The 14,646-nt window shown below is 40.2% G+C and carries 13 protein-coding genes; 6 read left to right on the top strand and 7 right to left on the bottom strand.

Going from position 1 to position 14,646, the window contains the following annotated elements; genetic code table 11:
* Positions 1-93 precede the first annotated feature (93 nt).
* Entirely contained in the window at positions 94-1,515 is a 1,422-nt protein-coding gene (locus tag OM33_RS02685) for a sigma-54 interaction domain-containing protein (RefSeq protein ID WP_038638426.1), read from the bottom strand.
* Between the two features lie 173 nt (positions 1,516-1,688).
* Here OM33_RS02685 and OM33_RS02680 point away from each other — a divergent pair, with 173 nt between their 5' ends.
* From OM33_RS02680 to OM33_RS02670, 3 genes are all read left to right on the top strand, one after another.
* The gene (locus OM33_RS02680; RefSeq protein WP_052141044.1) at positions 1,689-2,642 is read left to right on the top strand and encodes an ABC transporter ATP-binding protein; all 954 of its coding nucleotides are present in this window, start codon (positions 1,689-1,691) and stop codon (positions 2,640-2,642) included.
* The gene (locus OM33_RS02675; protein ID WP_038638423.1) at positions 2,639-3,823 is read left to right on the top strand and encodes an ABC transporter permease; all 1,185 of its coding nucleotides are present in this window, start codon (positions 2,639-2,641) and stop codon (positions 3,821-3,823) included. The genes OM33_RS02680 and OM33_RS02675 overlap by 4 nt, the downstream gene beginning before the upstream one ends.
* 219 nt (positions 3,824-4,042) lie before the next feature.
* Positions 4,043-4,252, top strand: a complete 210-nt coding sequence (locus OM33_RS02670) for a hypothetical protein (protein WP_038638420.1) — start codon at positions 4,043-4,045, stop codon at positions 4,250-4,252.
* A 108-nt stretch (positions 4,253-4,360) separates the two neighbouring features.
* Here OM33_RS02670 and OM33_RS02665 read toward each other — a convergent pair whose 3' ends face one another.
* From OM33_RS02665 to OM33_RS02655, 3 genes are all read right to left on the bottom strand, one after another.
* Positions 4,361-4,834, bottom strand: coding sequence for a Dps family protein (locus OM33_RS02665; RefSeq protein WP_038638417.1), 474 nt, complete (start codon positions 4,832-4,834; stop codon positions 4,361-4,363).
* 99 nt (positions 4,835-4,933) lie between these two features.
* Complete coding sequence (locus OM33_RS02660) at positions 4,934-5,539, bottom strand: PGAP1-like alpha/beta domain-containing protein (RefSeq protein WP_038638414.1); 606 nt, start codon at positions 5,537-5,539, stop codon at positions 4,934-4,936.
* 11 nt (positions 5,540-5,550) lie between these two features.
* Positions 5,551-6,087 carry a YaeQ family protein gene (locus tag OM33_RS02655; protein WP_038638410.1) on the bottom strand — a complete coding sequence of 179 codons (537 nt, stop codon included), beginning with the start codon at positions 6,085-6,087 and terminating at the stop codon, positions 5,551-5,553.
* Positions 6,088-6,172: 85 nt separating this feature from the next.
* Between OM33_RS02655 and ylqF the strand changes: the two genes are divergently transcribed.
* Positions 6,173-7,117: a ribosome biogenesis GTPase YlqF gene (gene ylqF, locus OM33_RS02650; protein WP_038638407.1), complete on the top strand. Its 945-nt coding sequence runs from the start codon at positions 6,173-6,175 to the stop codon at positions 7,115-7,117.
* 62 nt (positions 7,118-7,179) lie between these two features.
* Positions 7,180-7,983 (top strand): hypothetical protein, encoded by an 804-nt coding sequence (locus OM33_RS02645; protein WP_199922490.1) that lies wholly within the window; start codon positions 7,180-7,182, stop codon positions 7,981-7,983.
* 851 nt (positions 7,984-8,834) lie between these two features.
* Here the strand turns inward: OM33_RS02645 and OM33_RS02640 are convergent.
* The 3 genes from OM33_RS02640 to speE form a co-directional block, all read right to left on the bottom strand.
* Positions 8,835-9,344, bottom strand: a complete 510-nt coding sequence (locus OM33_RS02640; protein WP_038638398.1) for a hypothetical protein — start codon at positions 9,342-9,344, stop codon at positions 8,835-8,837.
* Positions 9,345-9,511: 167 nt separating this feature from the next.
* The gene (locus tag OM33_RS02635; RefSeq protein ID WP_038638395.1) at positions 9,512-11,527 is read right to left on the bottom strand and encodes a glycoside hydrolase family 97 protein; all 2,016 of its coding nucleotides are present in this window, start codon (positions 11,525-11,527) and stop codon (positions 9,512-9,514) included.
* 142 nt (positions 11,528-11,669) lie between these two features.
* Positions 11,670-12,530 carry a polyamine aminopropyltransferase gene (gene speE / locus OM33_RS02630; protein WP_038638392.1) on the bottom strand — a complete coding sequence of 287 codons (861 nt, stop codon included), beginning with the start codon at positions 12,528-12,530 and terminating at the stop codon, positions 11,670-11,672.
* A 165-nt stretch (positions 12,531-12,695) separates the two neighbouring features.
* On the opposite strand from speE, the gene speA reads away from it, so the two are divergent.
* The gene (gene speA, locus OM33_RS02625) at positions 12,696-14,576 is read left to right on the top strand and encodes a biosynthetic arginine decarboxylase (RefSeq protein WP_038638389.1); all 1,881 of its coding nucleotides are present in this window, start codon (positions 12,696-12,698) and stop codon (positions 14,574-14,576) included.
* Positions 14,577-14,646 lie beyond the last annotated feature (70 nt).

The raw sequence follows: 14,646 nt of genomic DNA, 5'->3' as shown, positions 1-14,646 counted from the left end.
GTTAGGGGGCGGATTAGAACAGATTTGAAGATATTTGGTGTTATCCACCTTCGCTAATTTGCCTTTTCATCTGTGGTCAGGCCTATTTGAGGGTTAAATACGAGATATACCAAGCTTTTTCATTTTTGAGCGTAATGTACTCTCGGGCAAGTCTAATAATTTAGCTGCGCCATTAACACCGCCAATTTTGCCCGCGCATTGCTCCAAGACTTGTTCAATATAAGACTTTTCCATTTCAGCAAGCGTAAGTTGGGCAAAATTACTGGCATCTAAATTGGCCTGGAAGTCGTGCTTTATTTGGATCAATGATGTTTGGCTTAAAATAACTTCACGCTCTAGTACATTTTGCAGTTCACGTATATTGCCCGGCCAATGATAAGTAGCAAGACGTTTTAAGCTGGCTTTACTAATGCCTTTTATTGGTTTGCCAAGTTTGCGAGCAAGTTCTGAAATGATGTTTTGGCATAGAAGTGGTAAATCATCAAGACGCTCACGAAGTGCTGGCATGGTCAAAGGAAATACATTGAGGCGGTAGTATAAATCCATGCGGAATTCGCCTTGTTGTACCATTTTTAATAAGTCTTTATTGGTTGCTGCAATCACTCGAATATCAACTTTTAGGGTTTGATTTCCGCCAACACGTTCGAATTCTTGTTCTTGTAAAACTCGCAGCAATTTACTTTGTGCTTCAAGGCTTAACTCGCCAACTTCATCTAAAAACAATGTGCCTTTATCTGCTAATTCAAAGCGTCCTTTACGGCGTTCAGTCGCGCCAGTAAAAGCGCCTTTTTCATGGCCGAATAATTCGCTTTCAAGCAGGCTAGGAGTAAACGCTGCACAATTTACTTTCACTAGGGTGTTGTGAGCGCGTTTGCTAAGGCGATGAATATTACGTGCAATCAGTTCTTTACCTGTGCCGTTCTCACCCAAAATCAATACGGTACTGTCCGTTTTACTGACTAAACTGACTTGTTCAAGTAACTGCTTAAAACGTGGACTTTGGCCAACTAAGCCTGAATCACTCCAGTTTTCGTCGATTTCACTTTGCAGGTAGGTGTTTTCGGCCTGCAGTTGTTCGGATAATGCTTGCACTTGCGCAAGCGCTTCACGTAATGCGCGATCGCTCTCTTGTTGCTCAGTTACATCGCGGAAAATTGCCACTGCCCCGATAATTTTACCGTCTTTATAAACCGGGGTAGAGGTGTATTCGACTGGAAAACTAGAACCATCTTTGCGCCAAAAGACTTCATGGCTAATGCTGCGCTCTTGGCCGTCTTGCATGGTGGCATAAATATTACATTCATGAGCTGGATAAGGAGTGCCATCAGCGTGGCTATGGTGGTGATATTGATGGATCTTTTCACCTAGTAACTCACCTGCTTGCCAGCCTGTCATACGTTCTGCTGCGGGATTAATAAACACCGCTTTACCTTCTAAATCAAAACCATAAATGCCTTCTCCCGCAGCATTTAACAGTAGCTCTGAATCAGCAAGCAAATGTTTGAGATTATCCATGTATTACAACCCTCGATATTTCGAGGGTTAATTGTGCCAAGCTTTAGCTCAAATAGCCAGCAGCCATAAGCTCACATTTAAATGATAAGTGGCAATATAAAATGATGAGTGAGCTGTTCCTTAAAATTCAAGAACGTAAAATACTGACAATTATAATAAAAATGAGAAATGTTATGGCGCAGGCGATGATATGTGTGGAACAGGTGAGCAAGGAGTACAGCTCAACTATAGCAGTTAATCAATTGAGCTTTTCAGTCAATAAAGGCGAAATTTTTGCTCTATTAGGGCCAAATGGTGCAGGTAAATCATCTCTTGTTCGTATGCTGGTTGGTTTTACTAAACCTGATAGTGGTAGCGTATCGATTCAACTTGCCAATCGTTACTTAAGTGAAATTCCAGCGCATAAGCTCGGTTATTTACCAGAAGATCGCGGACTTTACGGTGAAAAAACACTTCTGCAAAACCTCCATTACTTTGCAGCACTGCACGGTGTTAGCAAACCAGACGCACAAAAAAATATTGATTACTGGCTAGCACGGTTTGACTTAATAGGGCGTGAAAATGAGCCTCTCAAGTCTCTCTCGAAGGGAAATCAGCAGAAAGTTCAGCTAATCACTGCAATATTACATAGTCCAGAAATTGTTATTTTAGACGAGCCTTTTTCAGGATTGGATCCGGTTAACCAAGAAAAAGTAGTGCAGTTTCTCGCGGAACTGAAACAGCAAGGCATGACTGTCATTTTAAGTGCGCACCAAATGGCAATGGTAGAAAAGCTTGCTGACAGAATGCTGCTGATGAATAAAGGCGAAGCCGTTTTATATGGCACATTAGATGCGATTAGAGCACATATAGGTGGCGCTTTAGAGCTAGAAGTTGGTTATGCAGGGGAGTTAAATGCCGAGGCATTGCAGCAACATTTTAGCCAATTTAATTATCGCTTAAATAAACAGTGTACTTTAGTTGTGAGCCTAGAAAATAAATCACAAGTGAATGATGTACTTACAATCTTGCCACAACTTGGTCAGGTGATGCATATCTCTAGTCGTAATATGGATTTACACCAAATGTATTTAAAAGCGATCGAATCCCATCAAAGTAAAAGTATTCGCCAAGGAGAAGCACAATGAATAACCAAATGATGCATGTTGCTAAATGGGAGTTTATGCACTTCTTTAAATGGAAGCAGGAAATTATTAGTAAGTTAATTATGATTGCGATTGCACTAGTGGTGTTTTTTTGGCAATCAGCAGCAAATTTTACAGCCAGTGACTACCGAGTAGCAGTTGCCAGTGATGTAAATTTTGAAATGACCCTTGAGGGTTATGCCTTCAGTCAAAAAAACATTAGCCAAACAGAGCTTAAGAAGGCCTTAGCCACGGGGGAATTTGATGCACTTTTATTAATTGATGAGTCAAAAAGCCCTGTGAAAATAGAATTTATCAGCAAAGGTAAAATGGCTTGGCAACAAACATTACAGAATGCGTTAAAACAGCATTATGCAACCAAAGTAAGTGACCAACTATCTCTTTCACCAAATCAAATGTCACTGTTAACTAACCCGATCACACTTTCAACTGAGTACCTTGATCACACCGTTAAAAATGAAGAAAACCATTCGTCATCAACGGCTATTGGTGTCTTAGTACTGCTTTCTGTGGGAATTTTTATGTCGTTTGCACAGGTTTTCGTATCAATCACAGGCGAAAAGCAGCAGAGGGTAACCGAACAACTTTATGCCACTATGAGTGCGCAAACTTGGGTGGATGGTAAAATTTTGGGGCAAGTGTTACTTGCACTTAAAGCTATGCTGAGCACGATTATTTCAGTTATGTTGGGTGTTGCATTTATGCAAGTAATCATTGAAGGGCAAGCATTCGATTTATCTTTTATTGATTGGGCTTTATTACCTTGGGTATTGGCGTTTGCATTATTAGGCCTTTATTTTTCTACGGCATTTATGGCGGCGATAGCGGCAGCCATTGATGACCCTAATCACAGTGGTAAATCTTCGTTTATGATGATCCCATTGATTCCCATGATCTTGGCATTTATGTTAATGGACAGTCCTAGCGGTTGGGTAATGACCTTTCTAAGCTACTTCCCACTTACTGCGTTCGCGGTGATGCCAGTTAAAATGGCATTAGTTGATGTGGCAATTTGGCAACCTATTTTGTCGCTGATACTAACGTTTGCCTTATGTGTTTACATGCGTGGCATTGCAGGTCGCTTATTTAAAATGGGCATGGTGATGTATGGCAAGGAGCCAAGCTTTAAACAAATGTTAGGGTGGGCGATTTCAGAACGCTAATACTAAAAAGAGGCACAAGCCTCTTTTTTAAGCATATTTGCTGCCAATTATTTCTGATTCGGTCTACTTTTTGAGCTAAATCAAGTTTCGAATCGGCTGGTAATTGGTTAGGAAATAAACTTGATTTAAGTCAATTCTCAATCTCAAAACGGGCGCATACTTAATTCCAGAAAGCGATTTATCACCGATAAGTTGAATAGTTTAAGAAGGAATTTCGTTATGAGAAATGTGCAAAAATCAGAAATTGTAGTAACAGTCATTGCTGTACTTGCGTTAGTTGTTACAGTGGTTGGTCACCTTGCTGGTGCAAGTATTGCAAACTCAAGCTCATTCGGCATTATTGCAGCGCCGGTGCCTCTTGTACTCTTTATTATTGCATTTGCAGCGTATAAATATGCGGCATCTCATGACGAAGACTCAAATCATTAATATTTGAGTTACTTAGGCCAGAAATTGCCCCGATTAGTTTTACTTTACTTGCGACAAAGGCAGCGTTAGCTGCCTTTTTTCATTGCAATTTTAAGATTACACATGGGATTAATGTAAGTACGCATTCAGCATCCAAACAAGTTTTTCTTGCTCTTTTATATAATCGCTCATTAGTGACGCTGTGCCTTCATCCTCTGCATCCCCAGCGAGTGAAAGTAAGCTTCGCTGTGTTGTGATAAGCTCACTGAAACCTGACAATAAATTGCTAATTGCGTCACGGCCTGCGCTGATATTTTTGGCTTCAGAAATCTTGCTGTTATTAAGGTAATCAGAAAAGCCGTGTAACGGCTCACCACCCAAGGTTAAAATACGCTCTGCGATTTCATCTACTTTAAGTAGTAAGTCATTATAGATTTCTTCAAATTTTGCATGTAATTCAAAGAAGTTTTCACCTTTAATATTCCAGTGAAAGCCACGTGCATTCATATATTGAATTTGGTAACTGCTTAACAGTGTATTTAATTCAACCACTAGCTTATGTGTGATTTCTTTGTCTAAACCGATAATTGAAACGTTTTTCATAACCCACCTCGTGTTCAAAATAAGAGTAATTTGTTTCGATGAGATGATTATCGGTTATCTTAATGATTGAATAAATCACTTAAACTAGATTGGAGTGTTCTATTTTTGTGATGATAAAATGGATTCTATGTAATCCATTACTTTATGTGAGTAAATTAAACTGGTGTGGCTTAAATGAAAGACTTTATGTTCAGCCATGCCTTTGAGTTTGGTTTCATCGAGCAGCACTGTGCCATCAGATTGGCTGTTCTTTTTGATGAACGGCATTAAGCCAAGAGGTAGGTCGCCTGCAATGCTATAAAGCTTGGCATTAAAGGGCCAATCATGATTTTCGGAAAGCAAAAACTCGACACTGTTCTTTAAGAATAACTCGAAGCCTTTCTCTTTCATGTGTTTTGCAATTGTCGCGCCTTTGTGAGGGGTACCAAGGGTAATCACTTTTTTCACATTTACGGCTTGTTTACTATTCGCTTCAAGATAAGCGCGTGCTATTAACCCACCCATCGAGTGACAAACAAATGCAGTGTTTTCACCGTCAATAAATTCGTCTATTTGTTGAAATATGCCTTCTTTATTGGGCGATAAGCTCTGGTAGCTTAAATTTAGCGTTTTAAAGCCAAGCTTTGTAATGCGCTTACTGAGCGGCAACATCACAAAGCCGGACATATATAACCCATGCAGAATAACAACTTTTTTAATCGTCATTTGCGCTCAAGTTATAAAATAGTGATAGGTTCTATCAGCACTGAATCGGTTTCGTTACTGACCCAGACCTGACCATCTTGTACCGTAACTGAAAGCTGCATATGTCTTGCTGCTAATGGAATAAGCTGCTGTGACTGTTCAAATGGAATGCTGATTACACGTAAATTGGTATGCTGGAAAAATTTTCCTTGGTGTTTTTCAAGCCATACTTTTTGATCGCCATCGCCATAGGTATATAAAATGGCTTGCTTAGATTGGTTGCAGGCTTTTTTTAAGCGTTTTTCATCTGGCAGGCCAAGATCTATCCACAATTCAATCTCATCAGTGAGAGACTTTTCCCATATTTCTGGTTCATCGTCTGCACATAAACCTTTAGTAAAGCTCAGTTTATCCGAGGCATTTAATGCAAATGCTAAAACGCGCAACATCAAACGATGTTCATTTTCTGAAGGGTGTTGTGCAATTGTCAGATTGTAATCACCGTATTGGTGTCTATCCATATCGCTCAAGTTTAATGAGAGCTTATGTACTAAAGCCTTTAACGCCATAATTATTATTTATATAAGAAAGATTACTGCTATTGTAACTGAATATAGTTAAAATACGCGTACTTTCATGCTTTGGAGAAAATAAATGGCAATTCAGTGGTTTCCTGGTCATATGAATAAGGCGCGCAATGAGATTAAAGAAATCATGCCGCAAATGGACGTGATTATTGAAGTGCTGGATGCGCGTATTCCTTACAGTAGTGAAAACCCAATGGTTGGCGACCTACGCGGTGACAAACCCGTGATTAAAATTTTAAATAAAGCTGACCTTGCTGATCCGGAAATGACCAAAGCATGGATGACTTACCTAGAGCGCGAAGATGGGGTGAAAACCTTACCACTTGATAATAACAAATCGAGCGAAGTGCACTTAATCAACGATTTATGTAAAAAGTTAGTACCGCATAAAGTGGGCGCTGATAAACAAATAAAAGCCATGATCATGGGTATTCCAAATGTCGGTAAATCTACATTAATTAATACGTTAGCTGGTCGTGTTGTGGCAAAAACAGGTAATGAACCCGCGGTAACTAAAGCGCAGCAAAAGATTCGTTTAGAAGATGGCATTATGTTGTACGACACACCGGGTATGCTATGGCCAAAAGTTGAAAACGAAAACTCTGGCTACCGTTTAGCTGCGACAGGTGCAATTCGTGATACTGCAATAAATTACGAAGAAGTGGCGAGTTATACCGCAGAGTATTTACTGAGTGCTTACCCTGAATTATTAAAATCGCGTTATAAAATGGATGAGTTGCCAGAGCAAGATTGGGAATTTATTGAACAAGCAGGGCGTAAACGTGGTTGTATTCGCTCGGGTAATCAGGTTGATACTCATAAAATGTCTGAAATCTTAATCAATGAATTGCGTGATGCTGTAATTGGTCGCATTTCAATGGAAACGCCAGAAATGCGTGAAGAGGAAGAGATTATGGTAGCCGAATTACGCGCCAAAGCCGAAGCCAAAAAACAAGCGCGTGAAGAAGAGAAAAAACAACGCCGTGCTCGTGCACGTAAAAATCGTCGCTAATATTGGTTTTAGAGCAAATATTCACTACAGTTAAATAAGTTAATAACTGTAGTGAATTTCGATTGCGCCGTTTATCCTTCATTTTTACAACGTTTTTATTGATTAGCTTTGCAAGCTCAGCAAAGCAAGAAATTATCTTTGCCACTGATCTTATGCCTGATCAAGGTAAGCGCAAGGCCGACCTGGTTTCTAATCTTGTCTATTACGTTATAGAGGCTTTGGAAAGTGATTATAAAGTGAGCTTTCAACAAGCGAGTAGAGAGCGTGAATGGCGGTTGATTACTAAACAAAACAATGTCTGTGTATACAATAAAACACGAACTTTGGAACGCGAAAAAGTCGCTATTTTCTCCACCTTACCATTGATCGTTTATGCACCTAATCGCTTGATTTTAAATAAACCTTTATCTGTCCCACAGCCAGTATCTTTTCAGCATATTCTTTCTCTTGGACTCACAATTGGAGTGGTAAAAGGGCGAAACTATGGCGAGCAATTGGATAGTGTCATTGCTGAAAATACAGACCGATTATATTTAGGGGCAGGTAGTAATAAGGCTGAACGTTTAGAAGTGATGCTCAAACAAGGAAAATTAGACGGCATTGTAGAATATTCTTCGGTATTTAAAAGCCGTCAACAAGATGCTCGTATTGATCAAGATTACTTTATTTATGCGCTAAAAGAAGCTCAAGAAGTGGTAAGAGGGTTTTTAGCATGTGCTAATTCTGAGGTCGGTAAGCAGTTCATAGCTGATTTTGAAAAAGTGATGCAAAGCGAAAATTATCGAGCTTTTGTCATAGCGCGGTTAAATGAAGCAAGCAACTACATTGAATCTGCATACATAATAGAACAACTTGGATACAAATAAAAAAGGCCTCTTTCTGAGGCCTTTTGGTTTCATATCTACCGTCACCGATATGAGCAATGTAGCAAGTAATTCGTATAAACTGGCCACTAGTAACGTAACTTCAGGGGCGCAAAGCGCGGTTACTAGCAGCCGTAGCCTGTTAATTCACTATTAAAAAGCTACTAGGGTCGAGAAACACAAAGAAGAGTGAGTGCGTGTACTGCTTCTTTGTTGAGATTGATTATCAATTAGATCTAAGTGTCTGTCAATATCTTTTTGATAATAATTCTCATTAACCTTTTTGGGCTTTACAGAAAATAAAAAAGGCCCCTTTTGAGGCCTTTTGGGTTCATATCTACCGTCACCGATATGAGCAATGTAGCAAGTAATTCGTATAAGTTGGCTACTAGCAACGTAACTTCAGGGGCGCGAAGTATTGCTGCTAGCAGCCGTAGCCAGTTAATTCATTATTAATAAGCTACTAGGGTCGAGAAACACAAAGAAGAGTGAGTGCGTGTACTGCTTCTTTGTTGAGATTGATTATCAATTAGATCTAAAAGTCTGTCAATAGTTTTTGAGAATAATTCTCATTATTTTTAATTCTGTGCATTGTGACTTACTTAAAATTTTGATTTATATGGATTTTTATTTTTGGAAACCTTGGTGTATTTTTTGTTTCTGGGTTGGGGGCTGTTTGTGCAGAGGTTTTTTCTAAAAGAACATAAAATTTTATATTCTGGTTATCCTCTTTGTAATAAAAGTGAAATCTAATGGAGTTACACTTTCAGTCAATAATTCGCTGCTAAACGAACTATTTCCCTTAGGTTATTTAGCCGACATTGCTTTGAGCAAGGTCGGCTTTTTTATGCCTGTTACATTTCTTTGAATTTTACTTTTTTAGTGCTGCGGGTGTAGCTGCGAGACTCCGGCGCTGTCCATTCACCTTGTTTGAAGTAACTAGTACTAACAGTGATCTTATCGTCTGTTAATTTGCTTGATGACTTTACTTTGGTGATTCCGTCTTTATTTCCTGTTACATCCTCAAAGGCAACAAACTCATTTTCTGCGGTTATTTCGAGTTCACCCTGAGTATAAAACCCAGCTGTTGTGAAGTAGAAAAACACTAATTTTTGTTTTTTGTTATCCCAAAAAATTAGGGATTCGCCACCATACGCGCCCTCATTAATTGAATGTAAGGTGCGCAGTGTTGTGCCATTTAATGTACTTTCCCAATGGCTAACGTCTACCGCACCATTGCTAAACGTAGACTCCCATGTGCCTAAGTAAGGCTCGAAAATTTTGAGCTTTTCGTCTAGTGCATTTGCATGGGTTGCTAAAGTTTGGAGCAACAAAGCGATGCCGATAATTAGGAGTTTCTTCATTTGTGTTCTCTTTCGTTGTTTTGTAATCCTGTGATTTTAAACACAGTCGACTTTTTATTGTCTCTTAAGCTTAGTGAAAACGAGGCAAAAGAAAAGCCCTAACAAATGTTAGGGCTTTGGTATGCCTGATGGCATAAGCAAGTAATTATTGCAGAAAATATAGTTTTTTAAAGTGCTTTAAAACGAATCGCAACACCGCCGCCGGCAGCCATTTTTAGGCTAAGCTCGTCTTTGTGTGTAACAGTCTGAGTGTAGATTGCCATTTCATAAGGTTTGTCGACCCAGTTTGCGTGTTCGCCATCGCTGTACACTTGGGCAATGTATTTGCGATTTGGTTCTAGAAAATTAAGGTCAATTTTCTCTGTGCGTGCATGTTCATCCGTTACGGCACCTAAGTACCAATCATCGGAATGCTTATCTTGTCGTGCAAATACAATGTATTCGCCTACTTCGCCAGCAATCGCTGTACTCTGTTGCCAATCCGTTGGTACATCTTTAATAAATTGAAATGCCTCCGGTTTAGCAAGGTAGTTGTGCGGTAAATCAGCTGCCATTTGAATCGGGCTATAAATGACAACATACAGTGCTAACTGTTTTGCTAATGTCGTCTGTGGACGGTTGGTGTCGCTGCCTAAACCATTAAAAGATAAGTCAAAGATTCCTGGTGTAAAATCCATTGGGCCTGAAAGCATGCGCGTAAAAGCTAATGTTGGCACATGACTCGGTGGGTTTGGTGGTGTGCCCCACGCATTGTACTCTTGACCACGAGCACCTTCGCGAGAGATCCAATTTGGATAAGTGCGGCGCAAACCAGTGTCTTTAATTGGCTCATGGGTATTAATGCTAATTTTATGTTTTGCAGCAAGTGTTACGTTGGCTAAGTACTCGTTCACCATAAATTGGCCGTCATGCCATTCGCGATGTACTTGGCCGTTTCTATCAACACGTTTAATGTTACCGCCATCAGCGACATAGCCGGTTTTAACTTGGCTAACGCCGTGCTTTTGGTAAAGCGCAAAGGCGTCTTCCATTTGATTTGCGTAGTTACTCACATTGCCGGATGTTTCATGGTGCCCAACAATTTCAACTCCTTTTGCTTTGGCGTAGTTTGCCAACTCAGCAAAGTTAAAATCAGGATAAGCTTGGGTGAAATTAAACACGTCGCCATTATGGAACCAATCGCCATCCCAGCCAATATTCCAACCCTCTACTAAAACACCTTTAAAGCCATTTTGAGCTGCAAAGTCGATGTATTCTTTAGTGAGTTTTGTGGTAGCGCCATGTTTTTCCCCGCTACCCCAGGTGTTTTCACCAATGTGCATTCCCCACCAAATACCTACGTATTTGCTTGGCTCTACCCAATCAACATTACCTAATTTGTTAGGTTCATTGAGGTTTAAAATGAGGTCTGAATTAGCTAAGCCAACTGCAGAATCAGAAATTTGAATGGTGCGCCATGGTGTTGTAAAACCATCTGATGTTTTTACTAATGTGCCATCGCTCCATGGCGTTAGATCAGCATTAAACTGGCCGTCACGACCTTGTTTCAGTGTCATTGCTGCAAAGTCGACGAGCGCTGCCTCATGAATGCTAATGTGAATATTGTCGTTACGTTTTAGGGTGACAGGAGTATGAATATGGCGTGCAGCATTGAGTGGTGTTTTGTTGTAAACATACTCATAACGGTTCCATTCACGGGCAGGAATCCACCAAGCAGTTGTCTTATTTGAATCTGATAGGTTGAACTGGGTAAGTTCTTTGCTGATTTCTGCGTGTTTGTAACCTTGCTTTTCAGCTAGTTGATAACGAAAGCCAATACCATCATCAAATACTTTAAAGGTGACATCAAAAGAGGTGTTGTTTTGCTTAAAGGTTAATGCCAGTTGGTTGTGATTATCGCGCACATTTTGACGTTCACCCCATGGCTGTTGCCAAGTGTCGTCGTGCGATGAAATACGTGAATTACTAATTTTGGCATTGTTTCCTAGGCTTTCATGCTCACGAAAAGTGAAGCCCAGATTTGACGGTGTGATGATAGTTTGTTGTTTAAATAAAACTTGGTAAGTAGGCAGAGTTGCATCATCACTGACGACGACTGTTAACTGTTGATTTGGGGAACTCACCGAAACGGTCTTAGCTTGCAGGCAGGGTGCAAGTATAAGCAGTAAGAGTGCTTTTTTCATGATGTTTCACTTGTTGTCAATGTGGGAGCATCAAGAGTAAAAGGTTGGTAAAAATGACACCAGCGTTTGCAAACGTATTCAATAACGCAAAAAGCCCTCAAAGAGGGCTTTAAATTTTATTAACGACTTAACGCGTTTGTAATTATTTAGCTAAAGCACGCTTTAAGAAGTTAGGTGTTGCTAATGCGCCTTGGTGAATGCCTACGTTGTAATATTCAGTATCAAATGGTGCATTTTCAACATCTTCAGCTCTGAATGCTGTGAAGTTTTCACCTTTGCGTGCCATGGTGGCTGACCATAAACCTGAAGGGTAAATTGGTTGTGGGAATGGCAGCGTTTGTAAATCGGCAAAACCAACTTCTAACATTGCTGCACGTGTTTCACGCAGTAATTGTTGGTGCATTAATGGCGATTCACTTTGCTGAATTAAGATACCGCCAGAGCGCAGTGCTTTTAGGCAGCTAGTATAGAACGCATGGTTAAATAAACCTTCACCAGGACCTACTGGGTCAGTACCATCAACAATAATAACATCGATAGATTCTGGTGCGGCTTCAGCCATAAACTTAATGCCATCATCAAACATCACAGTTGCGCGTGGATCGTTGTTCGACGCACATAATTCAGGGAAGTATTTCAACGACATTTCCGTTACCACTTCGTCAATGTCAATTTGATGAACGGTTTCAACACCTGGGTGTTTAAGTACTTCGCGTAATGTACCGCAATCACCACCGCCAATGATCACAACGTTCTTCGGTGCTGGGTGTGAAAACAATGCTGGATGGCTCATCATTTCATGATAGAAAAAGTTCTCGCGTGTACTTACCATAGTGCAGCCATCAATAATCATTAAATTACCAAAGTCTGTTGTTTCATACATTTCAACAAGTTGAAATGGCGATTGTTTTGACTCTAGTTTTTTATTAATGCGCAGTGAAAAAGCACTGCCATCACGATCACTTATTTCAGTGAACCAAGTATTAGCATCTAAATTAGACATAGTAGTTTTCACTTACCATTGTATGTTTAAAAATCGCGGCAATTTTGCCAGTGAAATGCGTGTGACTCAATTAGAAAATAAAATTATAGCCGAACAATTTAATTTTTATGGCTAGCGGCTGAAAAGCAAATTAAAATATTCTCAATTAGATGACTTTATAAAGAGATGACATTGGCTATAACAAACGCACGTGAAACTTATAACATTGCTCACTGGAGTGAAGGTTACTTTGATATTAATGAACAAGGTGAGCTAGTAGCATTTCCTGATAAGGACCAGACAAAGCAAGGTGTTTCTTTAGCGCAGTTAACTGAGCAATTTAAGGAACAAGGCTTAACCTTACCTGTGTTGGTTCGTTTTACTGATATTTTACAGTCGCGTGTTGATACGCTAGTTGGTGCGTTTGCGGATGCAAAACAAAGTCGAAATTATCAGGGCAAATACACCTGTGTTTATCCCATTAAAGTTAATCAGCAGTCGTCAGTAGTAAAAAAGCTGCTTGCTCATCAAAGCAACAAAGTAGGCCTTGAAGCAGGTTCTAAGCCTGAACTAATGGCGATTTTAGGTGTGGCAGACAAGCCAATTAAAATCGTTTGCAATGGCTACAAAGACAGCGAGTTTTTGCGTTTAGCGTGTATTGGTCAAGCGATGGGCCATGACGTAAATATTGTCGTTGAAAAGCTCTCAGAGCTTGATGTGTTATTGCAAGAAATTGAAACTTTAGGTATCGAACCTGGCATTGGTATTCGTATTCGCCTTAACTCTGTGGGTAAAGGGAAATGGCAAAACACGGGTGGTGAAAAAGGCAAATTTGGCCTTACGGCTAGCCAAGTGTTGAGCGCTATTGAGCGTTTGAAAAAAGTAGGAAAAGAGCACTTACTTACACTTGTGCATTTCCACATTGGTTCACAAATTGCGAATATTCGCGATATTCACCGTGCATTAAAAGAGTGTGCACGTCATTATGCTGAGCTTTGCCAAATGGGTGTCGCGCTTAAAACGATTGATGTCGGCGGTGGTTTAGGTGTGGATTACGAAGGTTCTGGTTCACGTAATTCGTGCTCGATGAATTACACTGTGGCGGAGTATGCGCGCAATGTTGTAAATACCTTTGCTGATACCTGTGAAGCGAATAACCTGCCGCAGCCGGACATTATTACTGAGTCAGGACGTGCGCTGACAGCGCATCATGCGGTGCTCATCACAGATGTTATTGATGTTGAAGAAGCACCAAAATTACACAGTGATATTGTGCTTTCAGATAGCTCGCCTCAAGTACTGCAAGAAATGTGGCAAGCGAAACAGCGCTTAACGCCGCGGTTAGCGCTTGAAATTTACCACGATGCAATGCATTTGTTTAGCGAAGCACATGAGCAATACGTGCACGGGTTATTATCGATGACCGATTGGTCGCAAATTGAAACCTTATATTTTGATATTCTTCGTGCAGTGCGAGCACAGCTAAGTATTAATGCTCGTTCGCACCGTGAGGTGATTGATGATTTAAATGAGAAGCTTGCAGACAAGTTGTTTGTTAATTTCTCATTATTCCAATCATTACCGGATGTATGGGGTATTCAACAGTTATTCCCAGTGATGCCAATTGAACGCTTAGATGAAGCGTGTTCGCAGCGTGCGATTATTCAAGACATTACGTGTGACTCTGATGGCCAAATTCGTGAATACGTAGACGGTGCTGGTATTGAAGCAAGTTTACCGATCCCTCCTTACAAACCTGGTGAGCAGTATCACCTTGCGATGTTTATGGTGGGGGCTTACCAAGAGATTTTAGGTGATTTACATAACCTCTTTGGTGATACAGATTCAGTGCATATTGAGCTAGATGACAATGGATTTGCACTTACCAATGCCTTAAAGGGTGACAGTGTAGAAGATGTGCTGAGATATGTTCACTACAATGAGAGCGATCTTAAAACCACTTATCAAAATCGATTAGCAGCAAGTAGCTTATCGCAGGCGTTACAACAGTCGTATTTGGCAGAGTTAGAAGCAGGACTAAGTGGCTACACTTACTTTGAAGACTGACCAGCTGTAAGACTAGAGTCTAGCTATTTATTGCTGCGCTAAAAAAGGCTAAAATATGGCCTTTTTTAGC

The sequence above is a fragment of the Pseudoalteromonas piratica genome, assembly GCF_000788395.1.
GTDB lineage: Bacteria > Pseudomonadota > Gammaproteobacteria > Enterobacterales > Alteromonadaceae > Pseudoalteromonas > Pseudoalteromonas piratica.
The sequence above is the reverse complement of the archived record's forward strand: the minus strand, read 5'-3'. Positions and strand labels throughout refer to the sequence as shown.

Coding starts and splice junctions, on each gene's coding strand:
- OM33_RS02655 (WP_038638410.1), bottom strand. CDS start 6,087: ATGGCGTTAAAGGCTTTAGTACATAAGCTCTCATTAAACTTGAGCGAT.
- OM33_RS02685 (WP_038638426.1), bottom strand. CDS start 1,515: ATGGATAATCTCAAACATTTGCTTGCTGATTCAGAGCTACTGTTAAAT.
- OM33_RS02675 (WP_038638423.1), top strand. CDS start 2,639: ATGAATAACCAAATGATGCATGTTGCTAAATGGGAGTTTATGCACTTC.
- OM33_RS02660 (WP_038638414.1), bottom strand. CDS start 5,539: ATGACGATTAAAAAAGTTGTTATTCTGCATGGGTTATATATGTCCGGC.
- OM33_RS02670 (WP_038638420.1), top strand. CDS start 4,043: ATGAGAAATGTGCAAAAATCAGAAATTGTAGTAACAGTCATTGCTGTA.
- speA (WP_038638389.1), top strand. CDS start 12,696: ATGACATTGGCTATAACAAACGCACGTGAAACTTATAACATTGCTCAC.
- OM33_RS02640 (WP_038638398.1), bottom strand. CDS start 9,344: ATGAAGAAACTCCTAATTATCGGCATCGCTTTGTTGCTCCAAACTTTA.
- speE (WP_038638392.1), bottom strand. CDS start 12,530: ATGTCTAATTTAGATGCTAATACTTGGTTCACTGAAATAAGTGATCGT.
- OM33_RS02680 (WP_052141044.1), top strand. CDS start 1,689: ATGGCGCAGGCGATGATATGTGTGGAACAGGTGAGCAAGGAGTACAGC.
- OM33_RS02635 (WP_038638395.1), bottom strand. CDS start 11,527: ATGAAAAAAGCACTCTTACTGCTTATACTTGCACCCTGCCTGCAAGCT.
- OM33_RS02665 (WP_038638417.1), bottom strand. CDS start 4,834: ATGAAAAACGTTTCAATTATCGGTTTAGACAAAGAAATCACACATAAG.
- ylqF (WP_038638407.1), top strand. CDS start 6,173: ATGGCAATTCAGTGGTTTCCTGGTCATATGAATAAGGCGCGCAATGAG.